Origin of the sequence: Microterricola viridarii (assembly GCF_900104895.1) — a bacterium.
GTDB lineage: Bacteria > Actinomycetota > Actinomycetes > Actinomycetales > Microbacteriaceae > Microterricola > Microterricola viridarii.
In genome coordinates this window covers 3710569-3728824 of record NZ_LT629742.1, presented here as the reverse complement: position 1 = coordinate 3728824, position 18256 = coordinate 3710569, and the positions used below count along the sequence as shown (strand labels likewise).

Annotated in this window: 18 protein-coding genes; 12 read left to right on the top strand and 6 right to left on the bottom strand. The window is 69.5% G+C overall.

What is annotated here, in order from left to right; all coding sequences use genetic code 11:
• Positions 1 to 2: 2 nt before the first annotated feature.
• Positions 3 to 671, bottom strand: coding sequence for an ABC transporter ATP-binding protein (locus BLT62_RS17130; RefSeq protein WP_083365156.1), 669 nt, complete (start codon positions 669 to 671; stop codon positions 3 to 5).
• 84 nt (positions 672 to 755) lie between these two features.
• Positions 756 to 2252, bottom strand: a complete 1497-nt coding sequence (locus BLT62_RS17125) for an ABC transporter permease (RefSeq protein ID WP_083365155.1) — start codon at positions 2250 to 2252, stop codon at positions 756 to 758.
• A gap of 184 nt (positions 2253 to 2436) precedes the next feature.
• Here BLT62_RS17125 and BLT62_RS17120 point away from each other — a divergent pair, with 184 nt between their 5' ends.
• The 3 genes from BLT62_RS17120 (at position 2437) to BLT62_RS18020 (ending at position 5751) form a co-directional block, all read left to right on the top strand.
• On the top strand, positions 2437 to 3189 hold the full coding sequence (locus tag BLT62_RS17120; protein WP_083365154.1) for a response regulator transcription factor: 753 nt from the start codon (positions 2437 to 2439) through the stop codon (positions 3187 to 3189).
• The gene (locus tag BLT62_RS17115) at positions 3186 to 4733 is read left to right on the top strand and encodes a sensor histidine kinase (RefSeq protein WP_083365153.1); all 1548 of its coding nucleotides are present in this window, start codon (positions 3186 to 3188) and stop codon (positions 4731 to 4733) included. The genes BLT62_RS17120 and BLT62_RS17115 overlap by 4 nt, the downstream gene beginning before the upstream one ends.
• Before the next feature lie 178 nt (positions 4734 to 4911).
• Complete coding sequence (locus BLT62_RS18020) at positions 4912 to 5751, top strand: hypothetical protein (RefSeq protein WP_156786411.1); 840 nt, start codon at positions 4912 to 4914, stop codon at positions 5749 to 5751.
• Between the two features lie 56 nt (positions 5752 to 5807).
• Here BLT62_RS18020 and BLT62_RS17095 read toward each other — a convergent pair whose 3' ends face one another.
• The 3 genes from BLT62_RS17095 to BLT62_RS17085 all read right to left on the bottom strand — a co-directional run bounded on the left by BLT62_RS17095 (position 5808) and on the right by BLT62_RS17085 (position 8790).
• Positions 5808 to 6266: a MarR family winged helix-turn-helix transcriptional regulator gene (locus BLT62_RS17095; RefSeq protein WP_172829743.1), complete on the bottom strand. Its 459-nt coding sequence runs from the start codon at positions 6264 to 6266 to the stop codon at positions 5808 to 5810.
• 11 nt (positions 6267 to 6277) lie between these two features.
• Complete coding sequence (locus BLT62_RS17090) at positions 6278 to 7987, bottom strand: MDR family MFS transporter (protein WP_083365550.1); 1710 nt, start codon at positions 7985 to 7987, stop codon at positions 6278 to 6280.
• A gap of 191 nt (positions 7988 to 8178) precedes the next feature.
• Positions 8179 to 8790, bottom strand: a complete 612-nt coding sequence (locus BLT62_RS17085; RefSeq protein ID WP_083365148.1) for a TetR/AcrR family transcriptional regulator — start codon at positions 8788 to 8790, stop codon at positions 8179 to 8181.
• Between the two features lie 392 nt (positions 8791 to 9182).
• Between BLT62_RS17085 and rplJ the strand changes: the two genes are divergently transcribed.
• From rplJ to BLT62_RS17045, 9 genes are all read left to right on the top strand, one after another.
• Complete coding sequence (gene rplJ / locus BLT62_RS17080) at positions 9183 to 9668, top strand: 50S ribosomal protein L10 (RefSeq protein ID WP_083365147.1); 486 nt, start codon at positions 9183 to 9185, stop codon at positions 9666 to 9668.
• Between the two features lie 49 nt (positions 9669 to 9717).
• Positions 9718 to 10095: a 50S ribosomal protein L7/L12 gene (rplL, locus tag BLT62_RS17075; protein ID WP_083365146.1), complete on the top strand. Its 378-nt coding sequence runs from the start codon at positions 9718 to 9720 to the stop codon at positions 10093 to 10095.
• Positions 10096 to 10482: 387 nt separating this feature from the next.
• Positions 10483 to 10638 carry a hypothetical protein gene (locus tag BLT62_RS17795; RefSeq protein ID WP_156786410.1) on the top strand — a complete coding sequence of 52 codons (156 nt, stop codon included), beginning with the start codon at positions 10483 to 10485 and terminating at the stop codon, positions 10636 to 10638.
• A 160-nt stretch (positions 10639 to 10798) separates the two neighbouring features.
• Complete coding sequence (locus BLT62_RS17070; RefSeq protein ID WP_156786409.1) at positions 10799 to 11857, top strand: YncE family protein; 1059 nt, start codon at positions 10799 to 10801, stop codon at positions 11855 to 11857.
• Between the two features lie 125 nt (positions 11858 to 11982).
• Entirely contained in the window at positions 11983 to 13512 is a 1530-nt protein-coding gene (locus BLT62_RS17065; RefSeq protein ID WP_156786408.1) for an ABC transporter substrate-binding protein, read from the top strand.
• A gap of 72 nt (positions 13513 to 13584) precedes the next feature.
• Positions 13585 to 14505 (top strand): ABC transporter permease, encoded by a 921-nt coding sequence (locus tag BLT62_RS17060; protein WP_083365143.1) that lies wholly within the window; start codon positions 13585 to 13587, stop codon positions 14503 to 14505.
• Positions 14502 to 15395 (top strand): ABC transporter permease, encoded by an 894-nt coding sequence (locus tag BLT62_RS17055; protein WP_083365142.1) that lies wholly within the window; start codon positions 14502 to 14504, stop codon positions 15393 to 15395. Before BLT62_RS17060 ends, BLT62_RS17055 begins: the two co-directional genes overlap by 4 nt.
• Before the next feature lies 1 nt (position 15396).
• The gene (locus BLT62_RS17050; protein ID WP_083365141.1) at positions 15397 to 16455 is read left to right on the top strand and encodes an ABC transporter ATP-binding protein; all 1059 of its coding nucleotides are present in this window, start codon (positions 15397 to 15399) and stop codon (positions 16453 to 16455) included.
• Entirely contained in the window at positions 16452 to 17426 is a 975-nt protein-coding gene (locus BLT62_RS17045) for an ABC transporter ATP-binding protein (protein ID WP_083365140.1), read from the top strand. Before BLT62_RS17050 ends, BLT62_RS17045 begins: the two co-directional genes overlap by 4 nt.
• 58 nt (positions 17427 to 17484) lie before the next feature.
• On the opposite strand, the gene BLT62_RS17040 is transcribed toward BLT62_RS17045, so the two are convergent.
• Positions 17485 to 18150 carry a GntR family transcriptional regulator gene (locus BLT62_RS17040; RefSeq protein ID WP_083365139.1) on the bottom strand — a complete coding sequence of 222 codons (666 nt, stop codon included), beginning with the start codon at positions 18148 to 18150 and terminating at the stop codon, positions 17485 to 17487.
• Positions 18151 to 18256: the final 106 nt, after the last annotated feature.

Here is an 18256-nt window from a genome sequence, read left to right as displayed (position 1 = left end):
GCCTACTTCTCGCGCACCGTGCCGCCCGCGATGTGCAGGCGGCGTTCCGCGCGGGCGGCGACGGCGGAGTCGTGCGTCACAAGCACGAGGGTCAGGCCGCGGTCGCGCCAGAGACCCTCGAGCAGGTCCATGATCTCGTCGCGGGTCTGCTCGTCGAGGTTGCCGGTCGGCTCGTCGGCGAGCAGCACGGCCGGTTCCTTGACGAGGGCCCTGGCGATGGCGACGCGCTGCTGCTGGCCGCCGGAGAGCTCGGTGGGGCGGTGCGCGGCGCGCTCGGCCAGGCCGACGGATGCCAGTGCCTGCGCGGCCCGGGAGCGCCGGGCGTCCGCCGCGAGGCCGAGGGGAGCGAGCGCCGTCTCCACGTTCTCCTGGGCGGTGAGCGTGGGGAGGAGGTTGAAGCCCTGGAAGATGAAGCCGATCTGGTGCGCGCGGATGTCGGCGAGCGTGCTGTCGCCGAGGGTGGAGAGCTCGCTGTCGCCGAGTTGCACGGTTCCGGCGCTCGGGCGGTCGAGGGCGCCGAGCATCTGCAGCAGCGTCGACTTGCCGCCGCCGGTCGGTCCCTGGATGGCGACGAGGGCGCCGTCGGCGATCGTGAGGCTGACGTCGGAGAGGGCGGTCACGGTGCGGCTGCCCTGTTTGTAGCTCTTCGAGACGTTCTGGAGCGTGTACATGTGGGGGTCCTTTAGGGGTGTGCGATGGAGGGGGTGGGGTTTCGGCAGGCTCAACCAGCGGGAGGAGCCTGCCGGCGAGAGCGGTCAGCCGATGCTGCGGAGCGCCTCGGCGGGGCGCAGCCGCGCGGCCCGCCAGCCGCCGAACGCCCCCGCGATGAGCCCGCCGAGCACCGCGAGCCCGACGGCCACGAGCACGACGCCGAGGGCGACCGGGGCCTGCAGGGTGATGTCGGTCGACGCAGCGGCGGAGGCCGCCTGCCCGAAGCCGCCCGGCATCCCGCCGGGGCCGCCTGCACCGCCGGGGCCGGCCGCCAGCTGACTGTTGCCGCCGCCGGTGCCGCCCACGCCGCCGCTCAGGGTGGGGGAGACGAGGTTGATGACGAGCACCCCGATCAGGCCGACCACGACGCCGACGGCCCCACCGATCAGGCCCTGCACCGTCGACTCCCCGGCGACCTGGCCGACGATGCGCCGGTTCGACCAGCCGATGGCCTTGAGCGTGCCGAACTCGCGGGTGCGGCGGTTGACGCCGGAGATCGTGAAGAGGATGGCGAGCAGGAAGGCCGCCAACAGCACGGCGACGGAGAGCCAGAGGCCGAGGCTCGTGACGAGGCTGGACGCCGTGGCGAGCGATCCGGAGACGCTCGAGGCCAGCTCGGCCTGCGTGCTGACGGTCGCGTCGGGCAGCGCCGCCTCCAGCTCGCTCTGCACCTGGGCGATGTCGTTCGACGACGCGGCCTGCACGTAGACGGTGCTCAGCTGGCCGTCGAGGCCCGAGAGCTGCTGGGCAACGGCCAGCGGGATGTAGACGTTCGCGGCGGTCGCGGCATCCGCCGAGTTCGAGCTGACGATGCCGACGACCTCGAGGCTGCTGTCGCCGACCGCGATGGTGTCGCCGACGGCGAGGCCGGCGGTGGTGGCGTAGTCCGCGTCGAGCACCGCGACCGAGGCGTCGGAGTCGGCGGCGGTGAGGGTGCGGCCGTCGCTGAGCGTCACGGAGGAGAGCGGGCCGACCGCTGCCGCGCTCGGGTCGAGGCCGAGCACGCTGAACGAGTCGACGTCGAAGGAGCTGCCGCCCGCGCCGTCCGGCCCGCCCTGCGGCGGGGTGACGCCGTCGCCGGGCGCCGCGCCCTGCTGCATCTGCGACATGTCGGGCAGCTCGCCGCTGAACGTGGTGTTGTTCAGCGCGAGGGTGCCGGACGCCGCGGCGACATTGTCGATGCCGGCGACCGTGGTCAGCGTCGCCGCGTCGAAGGTGCTCGTGCCGCGCGAGGCCTCCAGCCGCGAGGTGCTGATCGCCGTCGTGCCGTCGGAGGTGGCCCCGGCGCCCGCCCCGAAGTCGAAGCGTCCGGGGCCGCCGGAGGCATCGCCGGCACTCGGCGGAGTGGGCGACTGGGTCACGGTCACGTCGGTGCCGACGCCGTAGATGGAGGACAGCACCGACGCCTGCGCGTCTTTGACGCCGGCGGAGAAGGCATTCACCACGATCACCAGCGCGATCGCGAGGCCCATTCCGACGGCGATGATCACCGTCTGCTTGCGTCGCCCGGCGAGCTCGCGCCGGAGAAGTGTGAAGAACATGGGGCTCCTAAAGTCGATCGTGCGGGGAACGAGGGCGCGGGGCGGCCTCGGCACGATTCCGAAGTTAGGGAGGGCGACTATCGGGTGGCTATGGCGAAGCTGGCAGAACCCTATGACGGGTCCATGCGGCATCCACTGAGCTGGTTCATAGAATTCTCATAGCTCGACGGCACATACTCGATCCGTGACCAGCCCCAACTTCGACACCAGAACCGCCGCCGCCCAGGCCGCAGCCCCGCTGCGCGCCGATGGAAGCCCTGTGCGCGTGTTGGTCGTCGACGACGAGCGCTCGCTCACCGACCTGCTGAAGATGTCGCTGCGCTATGAGGGCTGGGACGTGCGCACGGCCGGCGACGGGCGCGGCGCGGTGGCGGCGGCACGCGAGTTCCGCCCCGACGCGATCGTGCTCGACATCATGTTGCCCGACTTCGACGGGCTGGAGGTGTTGCGCCGGGTGCGCGCCGACGGCAGCGAGGTGCCCGTGCTCTTCCTCACCGCCAAGGACTCGCTCGACGACCGCATCGCCGGCCTCACGGCGGGCGGCGACGACTACGTGACCAAGCCGTTCAGCCTCGAGGAGGTGATCGCGCGCCTGCGCGCGCTGATCCGGCGCTCGACGCTCGGCCAGAGCAGCGAGCCGGTGATCCGGGTCGGCGACCTCGTCTTGAATGAGGACAGCTACGAGGTGAGTCGGGCTGGCGAGCCGATCGAGCTCACCGCCACCGAGTTCGAGCTGCTGCGCTTCCTGATGCGCAACCCGCGCCGGGTGCTCAGCAAGTCCCAGATCCTCGACCGAGTGTGGAGCTACGACTACGAGGGCCGGCAGAGCGTCGTCGAGATCTACATCTCCTACCTGCGCAAGAAGATCGACGCCGGCCGCGAGCCCATGATCCACACGGTGCGCGGGGCGGGCTACATGATCAAGGCGGCCGGATGACGCAGGCTCCAGCCACCGCCGGGGCTCCCGCCCGGCCGGCGGCCGGGCCCTCGCCCCTCGACGCACTGCGCGCCCCGCTGACCCTGCGGCGGCGCCTGCTGCTCGGGGTCATCGCACTGTTCGTGCTGATCACCATGATCGTCGGGCTCGTGAGCGTCGCTGCCCTGCACGGCTCCCTGCTGGACCGCCTGGACGCCCAGCTGTTCTCGGCGGCCGACCGCGGCCGCATCGGTATCAGCGGTGGGCCGCCGCCCGGCGGAACGCTGCCCGGCCGCAACGACGCCAGCCTCGTGTTGAGCGTGCCCGGCCAGCCGGTCGGCACGATCGGCGCCGTGCTGCTCGGCGACTCGGTGCAGTCGGCCGGCCGCATCTCAGAGACCGGCGGCGTGCTCGACGTCAGCGACGACCAGCGGGCCGCGCTGCTCACCGTCGCCGCCGACGGCACACCGCACACAGTCGACCTGCCCGGGCTCGGCGACTACCGCGCCATCGTCAGCCCGCAGGGCCCAGCGATCGGCTTCGTCATCGCCCTGCCGCTCGCCACGGTGGAGGGCACCTCGGCCCAGCTCGGGCTGATCATCGCGATCGTCGCCCTCTTCGGCGTCGCGATCGCCGTGCTCGCCGGCCGGCGCCTCATCGACTCCGCACTCGCCCCACTCGAGCGGGTGACGCAGCTGGCCAGCCGCGTCTCCGAGCTGCCACTGGACCGCGGCGAGGTGGCTCTGGCCGAGCGCGTGCCGAGCGGGGACGCCGACGAGCGCACAGAGGTCGGGCAGCTGGGCGCCGCATTCAACCGGATGCTCGGGCACGTGGCATCCGCCCTCACCGCCCGCGAGGCCAGCGAGCGCAAGGTGCGCCACTTCGTCGCCGACGCCAGCCATGAGCTGCGCACGCCCCTCGCCGCCATCCGGGGCTACGCCGAGCTCACCCGTCGCAGCCCAGAGGCGCTGCCGCCGGATGCCGCGCACGCCCTGGCCCGGATCGAGTCCGAGTCGCGGCGGATGGGCGCGCTCGTCGAGGACCTGCTGCTGCTCGCCCGGCTCGACGAGGGCCGCGCGCTCGAGTCGCTGCCCGTTGACTTGACCGAGCTTGCGGTCGATGCCCTCGGTGACGCCCAGGTGACGGGACCAGACCACGAGTGGGGCGCAGACCTCGACGAGGAGCCCGTCGTCGTGCAGGGCGACGCCAGCCGGCTGCAGATGGTCGTGGTGAACCTGCTCGCCAACGCCCGCGTGCACACGCCGCCGGGCACGACGGTGGAGCTCGGCCTGCACCGGGTCGGCGACAAGGCTGTGCTCACCGTGAGCGATGACGGCCCGGGCATCGACCCCGAGGTGCAGGGCAGTGTGTTCGAGCGCTTCGTGCGCGGCGACCCGTCCCGGTTCCGGGCGGGGCAGGACGGCCCGGAGGCCGTCGCGGCGCCCGGCACCGGGCTGGGCCTGGCGACGGTGCGCGCCGTGGTCGCGGCGCACGGCGGCACGGTGGCGCTGCAGAGCGAGCCGGGCCGCACCGTGTTCACCGTGACGGTGCCGCTCGCGCCCTGATTCGCCGACGTGCCGATCTGCTCGCGGACCGATCTGCCGACGCCCTGTGGGGCGGATGCCGGCCGGGCCGTGTCCCGGCGAGCGACCCGGCGGCTGTCTATTAGCCTTGTCGCGGGGTTGGGCCCGCACTCGCGGGCGCCGGACCGGTGTGCCTCCCCGGGTCAACCAGGAGATTCAGGTGCAGAAGCCGCGCAGTCGACGAGCGTTCTGCGCGCTCGCCGCCGGCGCGTTCGTCGTGGCGTCGGCCCTCGCGCTCACGGCTCCCGTGCCGGCGCTGGCGACATCCGCGACCCCGGGCGGCGCCGAGCCCGCCGCGATCTCGCCGCAGGACCCGGATCCGCGCTGCGCGCTCGTCGACGTGCAGGTGAGCGGGGAGCCGGTTGTCGCCTCGACGCTCACCGCGACGGCCGTCGGCGGGCTGTTCGACGGCGCGCGGGTGCGCTTCGAGTGGATCGTTCAGCCGGCCGCGCCGGGCGCGGGGGAGCCGGACGCGACGCCGACTCCGTCGCCGTCCCCGACCGCATCGCCGTCCGCGACCCCGTCCCCGGCTCCGACCGCGACCCCAGCCCCGACCTCGCCCCCTGCTCCGCCGCGCGGCGAGTACATCGTGCGCGGCGCAGACCTCGGCCAGACGATCCGGGTGCTGGCCCTCACCAGGGGCCCGGATGACGCCGCCCCCGCACTCGGCTGCCTGAGCGCGCCAAGCGCAATCGTCCTCGCCGGGGGAGCGCCCGATCAGGGCGGGGTCACCCCGCCCCTCGTGCCGCCGCTGGTGCCGTTGGTGCCGTTGCCGGAGCCACCCACGGCGGCCCTCACAGACGACGGGACAGACGGCTGGGCCGGGCAGCAGGAGGCCGACGTGCAGGAGCCGGAGGAGCAGCTCGTTGCCGAGGCGCCGGCCGCGGCATCCGGCCCCGTCGTCAACATCAACGTCTCCGACGACGTGTTGCTGATCGGCGGGCTCGGGGCGCTCGCCGTGATGGCAGGGCTCCTGGTGTTCGGCCGCAACGAGAACTGAGCGCCCCGCCCATCGGCGAGACGCTCAGTCTGTGCGGCGTGTAATCGGCGAGACGCCTACTCTCCGAGCGGCACCTCGGCGAGGCGGCTGAGCAGCGAGGCGAAGCGGTCGAGGTCCTCGCCGGTCCAGTCGGCCAGGCGCGAGCGCAGCAGCGCCTTGTTGCTGTCGCGGACGGCGTTGATCTTCAGCACGGCCTCCGGCGTCGCCGTGAGGATGCGGGCCCGGCCGTCGGCCGGGTCAGGGGCGCTCACGAGGAGGCCGAGCTCCTCCATCAGCTTCACCTGACGGCTGATGACGCTCTTGTCGGTCATGAGCTGCTCGGCGAGGGCGCCGGCGTGGCACGGGCCCGACCGCACCAGAGACGCCAACAGCTTGTAGCCCACCGGCTGCAGCTCGGGATGCACGCGCTGAGCCCCGACCTTCCACATCGTGCGAACGCGCGTGAACAGCACGCCCAATTGCGCCTCCACCTCGGCGATCGCCGCGTCGGTGTCCGGGGAGTGGTCGGGGCTCATCTGCTGCATTCCTATTCGGTTGTCTTGCTCTGACCGGAGCCGACGGCTCCCGCATCCACCCGCTCGGACTCCACGTCCGCCGGGTGGGCGAGTCCGACCGCCGGCAGTGCCGCGGTCGCCGCGCCCGCATCGATGAGTGCGTCTTCGGCATCCTCGATCTCGCGCTTCAGCGTACCGGGGGCATCCGGCTGGCCCTTCGACTCGGCCTTGGCGCGCTGAATCGAGGTCAGCGTGCTGAGCTGCGCGTTCGGCAGGAAGATCACGGCGATCAGCGTGACGATCGCGAGCGGCACGGCGAGCATGAAGATCGTGCCGACACCGGTGCCGTACGCGCTCTCCACGATCTCGCGCAGGAAGTCGGGCAGCAGGTTCACCTGCGGGATGCGGCCATCACCGAGCGCCTGCATCGCCTCAGCCTGCTTCGCGGGCGAGAGCTTCATCACGTGGTCCTTGATGTTGCTGGCCACCACGGTGCCGAGCAGCGAGCCCATCACCGTGACGCCGATGGTGCCGCCGAGGCTGCGGAAGAAGGTGACCGCGCTGGTCGCGACACCCATGTTCTTGGCCGCGGTCTGGTTCTGCACGACGAGCACCAGGTTCTGCATGACCATGCCGACGCCGGCACCCAGCAGGAACATCGAGACGCCGACGTACCAGAAGTTGGTGTCGTAGTGCAGGAAGGTGAGCATGTAGCTGCCGATGACGCTGAGCGCGCTGCCGGCGATCATGAAGCCCTTCCACTTGCCGTGGCGGCTGATGAGGCCACCGACCACGGTCGAGGAGATGAGCAGTCCACCCATCATGGGGATCGTGAGCAGGCCCGACTCGGTCGGGGTCGCGCCGCGGGCCAGCTGCATGTACTGGCTGAGGAACACCGAGGTGCCGAACATCGCGACGCCGACGGAGATGCTGGCGACGACCGAGAGCGTGAAGGTGCGGCTCTTGAAGAGGTCCAGCGGGATCATCGGCTCCTTGGCCTTGAGCTCGACGAACACGGCGATGATGAGCAGCAGCACGGATGCCGCGACGAGGGCGATGCTGGTGAACGAGTCCCACTCGAACTGCGAGCCGCCGAGGCTCACCCAGACCAGCAGGAGCGAGACGCCGCCGGAGATCAGGACCATGCCGAGGTAGTCGATCGACACCTTGCGCGCGGGGCGCTTGGGCAGGTGCAGGGTGCGCTGCAGCAGGATGATCGCCACAAACGCGAACGGCAGGGCGACGAAGAAGTTCCAGCGCCAGCCGAGGGTGTCGGTGATCACGCCGCCGAGCAGCGGGCCGCCGATGGTGCCGATGGCCATCACCGCGCCGAACAGGCCGGCGTACTTGCCGCGCTCACGCGGGCTGATGATGTCGGCCATGACGATCTGGCTGAGTGCCGCCATGCCGCCGGCGCCGAGGCCCTGGAACACGCGCATCGTGATGAGCATGCTGGGGTCCTGCGAGAACCCGGCGATCGCCGAGGCCAGCACGAAGATGACCATGGAGAGCTGCAGCAGCAGCTTGCGGTTGAACAGGTCGGCGAACTTGCCCCAGATGGGCGTCGACACGGTGGTGGCGAGCAGGGTGGCGGTGATGACCCAGGTGAATGCGGCCTGGTCGCCCTTGAGCTCACCGATGATGAGGGGCATCGAGGTGCCGACGACGGTGCTGGCGATCATCGAGACGAACATGCCGAGGAGGAGGCCGCTCAGTGCCTGCATCACCTCGCGGTGGGTCATGCCGTTCTCGCTGAGCTCAGCGTTTCGCTCCTGCTTGCTCTGCTTGGGGGGACGTGCTTTCTTCGACGCTTTCTTCGCTACGCCGGTGGTGCTCTGTGACATCGGGCTCCATGATCTAATTGACAACGGTCAACTATATAATTCTAGTTGACCGTTGTCAACTACCGCCCGGGTCGCGGATGCCGCGGCGGCTAGGGTCCCGCCGGGACGACGCGGGGCGGCGACTCGATCAGCGCGGCCAGCACCTGGCGCAGCGTCTGCTCCGGCAGGCCCTCATCCTCTGAGACGTACCGGCGGTAGAGACCGAGTCCGAGCGCCGCGTGCAGGATCGCGCGACCGTCGGCATCCGCCGGGAGTTCGCCGCGCGCGACGGCGCGCGCGATCAGGGCGTCGGCCGCCGTGTCCTGGGCCTTCAGCACGCTCTCCCGCAGAACGCCGGCCACCTCTGGCTCGAACGTGGCCGCCCACGCCACCGCGGGGAGATTGCCGAGTGCGAGCAGGGAGTGCCCGCCGGAGGTGTGCTCGACGAGGTCGTCGAGCAGGTTGCCGGTGTCGATGGCTGGGCCATCCTGGTACCCGCTTGCGATGGCCGCGGCCACCAGCTGGCCCTTGGAGCCCCAGCGGCGGTAGATCGTGGTCTTCGAGCAGGCGGCGGCGGCCGCCACGGACTCGATCTCGAGCTTGGTGTAGCCGAGTGCGGAGAGCTGCTGCAGCGTGACGCTCAGGATGCGCTGGCCGAGTGCCGTGTCAACGGGGCGGCCCCGTCGGCGCTTCTCCGGTGCGGGGGTGAGTTCGGCTGCCATGGCGATGTCCTCCCTGCTGGGTGCCTGCTGGTGCGCCCGGGTGCGCAGAGGACTCCGCGCGCACGCAGTGGGTTCCACCCCAGTATGGGGGCTATTCGGAGAAGCTGAGGGATCTTCGGGTCAACGATGCGGTGTCGGCCGATTTGCGGGGGCCCGCGGCATCCGTTAGTCTCTACGAAGCCAAAGACCGCTGGTTGTCGCTCCGCAGAAATGCAGAGTGGCCGAAGGCTTGTGAGAACAAGGGCCCGCGCAGGTGTGTGAAGTAGTTTTCAATCGTTGAGATTGTCTCCAGCTCCGTGCGCTTGCGCCGGAGCTTTTTTGTTGCCCCAATCCGGGCGGTCTGGGTGCACATCGCTTCCGCGGTGTGTGACGTAGACATATAGGAGTAGGCCATGGCGAACAAGGAAGCCACGGTTGCCGAGCTCACGAACCTGTTCGAGACCTCGACCGCCGTTCTGCTGACCGAATACCGCGGCCTGACGGTTGCCCAGCTCAAGCAGCTGCGCGGCAACATCCGTCAGGACGCGAACTACGCCGTGGTGAAGAACACGCTGACCAAGATCGCCGCGAACAACGCGGGGATCACGACGCTGGATGCCGACCTCGTCGGCCCGTCCGCCGTCGCCTTCGTGCACGGCGACTTCGTCGCCGCTGCCAAGGCAGTCCGTGACTTCGCCAAGGTAAACCCGAATCTTGTGATCAAGGCCGGCGTCTTCGAGGGCAAGGCCCTCAACGCCGACGAGGTCAACAAGTACGCCTCGCTCGAGAGCCGCGAGGTTCTGCTTGCGAAGGCAGCGGGAATGATGAAGGCGACGATGGGCAAGGCTGCCGCCACCATCGACGCGCTTCGCGAAAAGCTGGAGACCTCGGCCGCGTAAGCGCCCGACGTTCTCGTTCCACAACACCAAGAAATTTAGGAGATACATCATGGCGAAGCTCACCACTGACGAACTGCTCGAGCAGTTTTCCGGCCTGACGCTTGTCGAGCTCAGCGAGTTCGTGAAGGCGTTCGAAGAGAAGTTCGAGGTCACCGCGGCCGCTCCCGTCGCTGCTGCCGGTGGCGCTGGCGCTGCTGCTGAAGAGGTTGAGGAGAAGGACTCCTTCGACGTCATCCTCGAGGCTGCTGGCGACAAGAAGATCCAGGTCATCAAGACCGTCCGCGAGCTCACCTCGCTCGGCCTTGGCGAGGCCAAGGCTGTCGTCGATGGCGCCCCCAAGGCTGTCCTCGAAGGCGCCAACAAGGAGACCGCCGAGAAGGCAAAGGCTGCCCTCGAAGAGGCCGGCGCAACCGTCACCCTCAAGTAATTTGCGCCCGGCTCGCCGGGCACAAACTGCTGCGTGACGCGCCGTCTCGCGGAGTTTTCGAACTCCATCGAGTCACGCTCCCGCAATTTCGGACGCGGTCTCCTGCCAGTACGAGGTCTCTGACCTCATTACCCAGGTATTCCGCGTTCCGAGGGCGTCGCCCCCGAAACGGGGCGGCGCCCTTTTGCGTTTCTCTGGGTCGCGTTCTCGCGGCCCGGTGCACGACGCGTGAGGAGCCGTCGATGGATGCCTGAGGCATCCGCCCTGCCACTCGGCAGTGTCGGCAACCCCGCGTCCAATCTGACGCGCCCGCTCGCCTCGGCGAGCCCGCGCGGCTGTGCTCTGCACCCACATCGTGGTGGACGCGCACACAGAAAGCACCACCCCGTGAATACACGAAACACCACCTGGCGAGCATTCGCCGCAGCGCTCGGCGGACTCCTCGCCGAGGCATACCTCTCCGGTGACGGAAGCCTGGCCGAGAGCCACCCGCCGGATATGTACCGGAGCCACCTGGCGCAGTCAGCCACCTGGATCCGGTAGTCCACCCACTAGGAATGCCCCGACACGCCAGTCGGGGCATTCGCCTTCTCCGGCAGCCCGCAGAAACGTCATAGGCGAATTTCTGTATACCAAATCTGCTACCGTCGCCATCAGAGCTCCGCTCGCGGTGGGCTCCAACACATTCGATGACGAACTGGAGATGGTTGTGACCAAGCAGGCGACGAGTACCGTTGGGCGCGATGGCGCGATTTTGGCCGTGACCGAGGGGTGGTCGAACGGGCTCGCCCTCGTGGACCCGAGCGAGGGTGGCGTGGGCGTCGTCGCCAGGATCGAGGTCGGGATCGCCCCCTGGGCGGTCGCGGTCCACGAGCCGAGTGCCCGCGCATACGTCTCGACGGCAGAGGGCCTCGCGGTGGTGGACCTCGACGGGCGCGTCCGCATTGCGCTCGTCCCGTTCCTCGACCAGGCCGAGCGTTTCGAGTACGGCGAGGAGCGCCCGGGCGGCACAGGGGTCGTCGTGACCCCGGACGGGCTGACCGTGTACGTCGGGGTGAGCCGCGAGGGCCGGGAGTCCTCCGTTGAGGTGTTCGACACGGCCAGCGGCGCCTTCGTGCGGTCGCTCGACGTCGGCCTCCGCCCGTTCGACGTGCAGATCTCCCCGAGCGGGCACGAGGTCTACACGATCGACCACGACTCCTTCACCGTGCACACGATTCGCCTGGCCGATCACGAAGTGGTGCGGGCCGTGGTCGCGCCGTACGGCGTCGAGGGCGGGCTGCTCTCGCACCAGAAGCCGCACTACGCCGCCGTGTCGGCAGACGGCCGGCTCTACATGCCCTATCAGGGCAAGGGGCTCGTCATCTTCGACCCCGCGACGCAGGAGTACGAGACCCGGGAGATGACCGGCGACACCCACCAGCACGGCGTCGGGCTCACCGTCGACGGCCGGCTGCTCGTCGTCGGGGTCGGGGCCGTCGGGGGAGCGACGTGCGGCCCCAGCCTGACGATCCGCGACCTCGCGAATGATCGGGAGACCGTGCTCCCGCTCGAGAAGGGGCACGAGAACGTGATCGAGTGGCTGAGCCCGGCGGATGGGCGCAGCAAGGCGATCATGATGGGCGGCTCGACCAGCCGTGGGCCGTGGGACGGCCTCACGATCGTCGATCTGGAGACCCTGGAGCGCTACGAGGTCGAGGTTGCCGGGCGGCCGCAAATGGGCGTCCTGCTCTCCGGAACTTCGATCCCCCAATTCTCTTGACAGGGGGCGAGCGATCGTTCAAGATGACGAGGAAGTAGTTTTGGTATACCAAACTACCGAGTCGGGGTCGGACAGGTTCCGTGTGGATTCGACATCCCATGCACGCAGTTCCAATGGAGGAAACAATGAAGTTCAAGACCATAGGCGCGTTGGCCGCTGCGCTGCTGACCGCCGGCCTGCTGTCGGGCTGCATGCCCACGGCCGCCGACGCGGGCGGGGGCAACGACGGCGCTGAGGCCGGCGGCGACGTCACCCTCGCCATGGCGGCCGAGCCGAGCAACACAGACCCGATCATGACCCGCTCGATCGCGGCGTGGAACATGTACTACGCGATCTACGACGGGCTCACGCGCATCACGGCGAGCGGCGAGATCGAGCCGGGCCTGGCCGAGTCCTGGGAGCACAACGACGACCTCAGCGTGTGGGACTTCACGATCCGCACGGGGGTGCAGTTCCACAACGGCGAGGAGCTGACCGCCGCAGACGTCATCTACACGTACGAGACGATTCTCGGCTCGGACACCTCCACCAACCGGCCAGCGGTCGCGATGGTGAAGAGCATCGAGGAGGTGGAGCCCGGCGTTGTGCGCTTCACCCTCAACAACCCGTTCAGTGCCTGGCTCAACCAGGTCGCGACGATCGGCATCGTTCCCGAGGCGGTCTACTCCGTCGAGCTCGAGAAGTTCGTCGACAGCCCCGTCGGAACCGGCCCGTTCTCCTTCGTCTCCTGGAACCACGGCGTGAACTACGTCGTCGAGCGGTTCGACGGCTACTGGGGTGAGCCAGCGGCCCTCGACAGCGTCACGTTCGCTTTCGTCGGAGCAGAGGACGCTCGGGTCACGGGTGTCGAGTCCGGCACCCTGGATGCCGCGGTGATCCCGCCGAACCAGGTTCCCGTGCTCGAGGGCTCGACCCAGGCATCCGTCATCGCCGCCCCGTCGAACCAGGTCATCTTCCTGGGAGTGAACACCACGGCGGGAGCGCTCAGCAACGAGCTGGTGCGTCAGGCGATCTCGGTGGCAATCGACCGCGAAGCGCTGATCAAGCAGCTGCTCGGCGGCTACGGCGAGGCGACCGGACAGCTCGTCGCGGAAGGCGTCACCGGTCACGTCGCGGACTTCCCCGTTCCCGCCTACGACGCCGCCGAGGCGAAGGCCCTGCTCAAGAAGGCCGGCTACGACGGCGAGGAGATCACGCTCAACTACGCCACGGTCGGGGGCCTCGCCATGAGTGTCGAGATCGCCCAGGCGATCGAGGGCTACCTCACGACCGCCGGCCTGAACATCAAGCTGGTCGGCGCCGAGCAGGCGAGCCAGAGCCTGGCCATCGCGAACCACCAGATCAGCGGGCTCTACCTGAGCTACTGGTCGCCCTCGAGCATGGATGGCGATGTCGTCGTCAGCCAGCTGCTGGCCGGTGGCCCGGAGGACTACGCGCGGGACCCCGCCTTCGCCGAGCTCTACCTCAAGCAGCAGTCAGCCGCCGAGTCGGAGCGCGCCTCCGTGTTCGAGGAGATCTGGCAGCGGAACGCCGAAGTGGTCTCGCACGTGCCGCTGTTCAGCCCGTCGAACAACTTCGCTGTCAATCCCTCGCTGAGCTGGAAGCCCGCCGCCGACGGCATCTTCCGGGCGAGCGACGTCGCGCTCACGCAGTAGCGGAATTGGGCTCCCCGGGCTGCGGCCGGGGGAGCCCTCACCCACCCCCACTCCAGGAAGTCCGGACTCCTCATGACCAAATATGTGGCGCGGCGGCTGCTCCAAGCGGCCCTGACCGTGTTCTGCGTCCTCACGATCGCATTCGTGCTCGGGCGGGCGAGCGGGAAGCCCGCGGCTCTCATGCTCACCGAGGGCGCGACCGAGCAACAGATCCACGACCTGAACGAGACGCTCGGGTTCAACCGCCCCCTCCTCGAGCAGTACCTCGACTTCGCCACCGGGGTGCTCAGCGGCGACTTCGGGAACTCGTACCGCAACCCCGGGGTGCCGGCGATCACGCTGATCGCCGAGCGCCTGCCCGCGACGATGACGCTCGCGTTGACGGCCTTCGCGGTCGGCCTCGCGCTCGCTCTGATCGCCGCGCTGGCAATCCACATCCGCGGAAGCACACTGCTGCGCTCGCTCTTCATCTGGGGCGGATCGATGCGGCAGTCCATCCCCGACTTCTTCTTCGGTGTGCTGCTCGTGCTCATCTTCTCGGTCGGCCTCGGGGCGCTGCCGAGCCTCGGCTACACGGGGCCGTCCTCGTTCGTCCTGCCCGTTGCGACGATCGCGACCGCGCAGTTCGTGCTCTACGTGCGCCTGCTCGATTCCAGTCTCAGCGAACAGGCTGGGCAGGAATACGTCCGCACGGCGTACGCCCGCGGCAAGAGCCACCCCGCCGTCGTCGTGACCGAGATGCTGCCGAACGCCTTGCTGCCCGTGCTCACTGTCGCCGGGCTGAACCTCGCCGGCCTGCTGGGCGGCGCCGTCATCGTCGAGCAGGTGTTCGCCTGGCCCGGCCTGGGCGAAGTGCTCATCACGGCGGTGAGCCAGCGCGACTTCGCCGTCGTCCAAGCCGGGCTCCTCGTCGTCGCCATGATCTTCGTCATCGTCAACATCGCAGTCGACGTGCTCTATTCGGTCATCGATCCCCGTGTGAGGCCCTCGTGATTCCCACCGTTACCATCGCCATGGCGGTCGAGACCCCGCGTGCCGGACGGCGGCGCGCCCGCACCCGCACCCGCGGTTCCGTGCTCCCCTTCGTGGGTGTGGCCCTCATCGCAAGCATGCTGCTGTTCGTTCTCATCGTGCCGCTGCTTCCCGGCTTTGACCCGCTCGCGCAGGATCTCTCGCGGGCCCGGCTGCTCCCGTTCGCCGACCCGGCCCATCCGCTCGGGACGGACGCCATCGGGCGTGACTCCCTGAGCCGGTTGGCCGAGGGAGGCCGCACGACCATGCTGATCGCGCTCGCAATCGTCGCGATCAACCTGGTCCTCGGGGTCACGATGGGGCTGTGTGCCGGCTTCTTCGGCGGCTGGATGGACAGCTTCATCACCCTGGTCAGCGAGGTGAACCTGGCGATGCCGGTCGTCCTGCTGCTCATCGCGATCGCCTCGATCGTGGGCCCGAGCGCGCTCCTCATGGTGATCGTGCTCGGCTGCACCTTCTGGATGGGGTACGCGAGGGTGGCGCGGGCGACCGCGATGTCGCTCCGCGACCGAGACTTCGTGCTCGCGCCGCAGATGCTCGGCGCCGGCGCCGGATGGACGATTCGCAAGCACATCCTTCCGCACGTCGTGCCGCAGATGCTGATCCTGGCCGTCACGGATATCGGAGTCGTCATGCTGATCCAGGCCGGCCTCGACTACCTCGGGCTCGGCGTCCAGCCACCGTCGCCCACGTGGGGCGGCCTCATCCTCGAGGGGCAGAAGACGCTTCGAATCGACCCGTGGCCGGCCGTGCTTCCCGGTCTCGCGATCTTCCTCGTCGTCGTCGGCATCCAATTCCTCAGCCAGAAGTTCACGGCAGAGGGATCCCTTCCCCTTCGAAAGGTGCGCTGAGATGGCTATTGCGCCGACGCAGTCTCTGCCCGATTCCGAGCCCGTCCTGCTCCGGGTCACCGATCTGGTGATCGTCACAGACACGCCGAGCGGCGAGGTCACACTCGTCGACGGTGTGTCCTTCGAGGTGCGGACCGGGGAGGTGCTCTGCATCGTCGGTGAGTCCGGATCGGGCAAGAGCCTCACGATGCTCGCCGTGATGGGGCTGCTCCCCGTCGGCCTGCGCGTCACGCGGGGCTCGATCCAGTGGCGCGGCCGCGAGCTCCTCGGCCTGCGTGATCGCGCCATGCGCGCCATCCGCGGCAAGGAGATCGGCATGATCTTCCAAGACCCGATGACATCGCTCAACCCGCTCCGCCGTGTGGGCAACCAGCTGGCCGAGGCCGTGCGCCTGCACAACAAGGTCGACCGGAAGCAGGCGCTCGCGCGGGTGCACGCCCTGCTGCGCAGAGTCGGGGTGCCGCAGCCGGAGACGCGGGCGCGGGCCTACCCGCACCAGTGGTCCGGCGGGATGCGGCAGCGCGCCATCATCGCGATGGCGATGGCCAACGACCCGGATCTGCTGATCGCCGACGAGCCGACGACCGCGCTCGACGTGACGATTCAGGCGCAGGTCATGAGCACGCTCGAGGCGGCCAGGGAGGAGCTCGGATCCGCCCTCGTGCTGATCACGCACGACCTGGGGCTCGCCGCGGAGAACGCCTCGCGCATGCTCATCATGTACAGCGGCCGCATCGTCGAGTCCGGCGACGTTGTCGAGGTGTTCGAGCGACCAACACACCCCTATACCCAAGGGCTGCTGGCCAGCCTGCTGCGTGAAGACAGCGAGCGGGCGTACGCGATCCCCGGCAATCCGCCGTCGCCCCGCAACCGCCCGAACGGCTGTGCCTTCGAGCCGCGCTGCGAGGTTGCGCGGGGTCGGGCCAGCTGCAGCGAGGTGCGCCCGATGCTCACCGATCGCGACAACGGCGTGCGTTCCGCCTGCCACTTCGCGAGCGGGCCGATCCCGATCGAGATCGGGATCCGGCCGTCATCCGCCACGATCGAGGAGAAGGTATGAGCGAGTTCGTCGTCGAGGTCAAGGACCTCGCCGTGCATTTCGGTCGCGCGGGCCGGTTCGGCTCCGGTCGCGTCGTGAAGGCCGTCGACGGCGTGAGCCTCGAGTTGAAGCGCGGTCAGACGCTGGGGCTCGTCGGGGAGTCCGGTTGCGGAAAGTCGACGCTCATCCGCTCGCTGTTCGGCCTCACGCCCGTGACCCGCGGCTCGATCGAGGTGTTCGGGAAGGACATCACCGCCAGCAGCCGCTCCGAGCGCAAGCGTCTCGGCACGCAGATGCAGATGGTCTTCCAAGACCCGTACTCCGCCCTCGACCCGCGGATGACGGTGCACGAGATTGTCGCAGAGCCGCTCAGGATCGCCGGGCGCTACGACGCGAAGGCCGTCGCGGAGCTGCTCGACCGCGTCGGCGTGAGCGCCGAGATGGCACAGCGCAAGCCCTCGGAGTTCTCCGGCGGCCAGCGCCAGCGGGTCGGCATCGCCCGCGCCCTCGCGCTCAAGCCCGAGGTGCTGGTGCTCGACGAGCCCGTCTCCGCGCTCGACGTCTCGATCCAGGCGCAGATTCTCAACCTGCTCGCCGAGCTGCAGAACGAGCTGCAGCTCGCCTACCTCTTCGTCTCGCACGACCTCGCCGTCGTGCGCCACATCGCGGACGAGGTCGCGGTGATGTACCTCGGGCGGATCGTCGAGCGCGGCCCGAAGAACGATCTCTTCACCGCTCCCCGCCACCCGTACACCCGCTCGCTGCTGGCCTCCGCGCCGGTTGCCCGGCCGGGCGCCGCGCGCACGAAGCACGCACTCGCCGGGGAGCCGCCGGACGCGGCCAACCCGCCGAGCGGCTGCACCTTCCGCACGCGCTGCCCGATCCCGCGCGATCGGTGCGCCGCCGAGAGCCCCGCTCTCAGCACCGACACCGCGCACTCCGCCGCCTGCTTCTTCCCCGACGTCGCGGCGCGCGAGATGGCGACGGTCTAACGGGGCCAGGGGCCCGGCCGCCGACTGGCGGCGGGCGCCGGCGTGGGGCCGCGCGGGCTCAGGCCTGAGCCGCGTCGTCCGGCTCGAGCGCAAGGTGGCGTTCGAAAGCGCGTCGGCTCGTCTCCAGGTGTGCCAGTGCGAGCGCGGCCGCGGCCTCCTCGTCGTGGCTGGCGAGTGCGGCGTACAGCCGCGCGTGTTCCTCGTGCATCTCGATGGGGTGGTCGTGCTGGCCGAGCAGCCAGCGCATCCGCCCACTCAGGGTTCGCCAGATCTCGGCGAGCAGCGAGTTGCCCGAGATCTCAATCACAATCTCGTGGAAGGCCGCGGATCCGGCCCGCGAGGCGGCCGCGTCGCCATTCGCCGCGGACTTCGATTCGTCTGACAAAGCCAGGGCGAGCCGCGCGAGCTCGCTCGCGCTCGCGTTGCGGGCGGCGAGGGCGAACGCGAGGGAGTCGATCGCGGCACGCATCTCGAAGAGCTCCTCGATGTCGCGTTCGGAGAACTGGCGCACCGTCATCCAGCTGTTCGGCCGCGGCGAGACGAGGCCCTCCGCAAGCAGGACGCGCAGCGCCTCACGCACCGGCACACGACTGACGCCGAGGGCCGCGGCGATCTCGCGTTCGACCAGGCGCGAGCCCGGCCCCCGCGCGCCTCCGATGATCTCCTCGCGCAGAATCCGAGTGACGCGAGCCGATTCCCCCTCGCTGTGTGGCACGCCTGTCATGTCGCCATCATACTGACGGGGCTCAGGCCCACTTCGGGGGTGCGGGCGGTGCCCACTTCCACCGAGAAATGGCGGGAGCGGTCTTTTGCATAGTCAAGCTATGTAA

Excerpts from the sequence above, each read along its gene's own strand:
- BLT62_RS17130 (WP_083365156.1), bottom strand. The coding sequence starts at position 671 with ATGTACACGCTCCAGAACGTCTCGAAGAGCTACAAACAGGGCAGCCGC.
- BLT62_RS17125 (WP_083365155.1), bottom strand. The coding sequence starts at position 2,252 with ATGTTCTTCACACTTCTCCGGCGCGAGCTCGCCGGGCGACGCAAGCAG.
- BLT62_RS17115 (WP_083365153.1), top strand. The coding sequence starts at position 3,186 with ATGACGCAGGCTCCAGCCACCGCCGGGGCTCCCGCCCGGCCGGCGGCC.
- BLT62_RS17095 (WP_172829743.1), bottom strand. The coding sequence starts at position 6,266 with ATGAGCCCCGACCACTCCCCGGACACCGACGCGGCGATCGCCGAGGTG.
- BLT62_RS17090 (WP_083365550.1), bottom strand. The coding sequence starts at position 7,987 with ATGACCCACCGCGAGGTGATGCAGGCACTGAGCGGCCTCCTCCTCGGC.
- BLT62_RS17085 (WP_083365148.1), bottom strand. The coding sequence starts at position 8,790 with ATGGCAGCCGAACTCACCCCCGCACCGGAGAAGCGCCGACGGGGCCGC.
- rplJ (WP_083365147.1), top strand. The coding sequence starts at position 9,183 with ATGGCGAACAAGGAAGCCACGGTTGCCGAGCTCACGAACCTGTTCGAG.
- rplL (WP_083365146.1), top strand. The coding sequence starts at position 9,718 with ATGGCGAAGCTCACCACTGACGAACTGCTCGAGCAGTTTTCCGGCCTG.
- BLT62_RS17070 (WP_156786409.1), top strand. The coding sequence starts at position 10,799 with ATGGTTGTGACCAAGCAGGCGACGAGTACCGTTGGGCGCGATGGCGCG.
- BLT62_RS17065 (WP_156786408.1), top strand. The coding sequence starts at position 11,983 with ATGAAGTTCAAGACCATAGGCGCGTTGGCCGCTGCGCTGCTGACCGCC.
- BLT62_RS17060 (WP_083365143.1), top strand. The coding sequence starts at position 13,585 with ATGACCAAATATGTGGCGCGGCGGCTGCTCCAAGCGGCCCTGACCGTG.
- BLT62_RS17050 (WP_083365141.1), top strand. The coding sequence starts at position 15,397 with ATGGCTATTGCGCCGACGCAGTCTCTGCCCGATTCCGAGCCCGTCCTG.
- BLT62_RS17045 (WP_083365140.1), top strand. The coding sequence starts at position 16,452 with ATGAGCGAGTTCGTCGTCGAGGTCAAGGACCTCGCCGTGCATTTCGGT.
- BLT62_RS17040 (WP_083365139.1), bottom strand. The coding sequence starts at position 18,150 with ATGACAGGCGTGCCACACAGCGAGGGGGAATCGGCTCGCGTCACTCGG.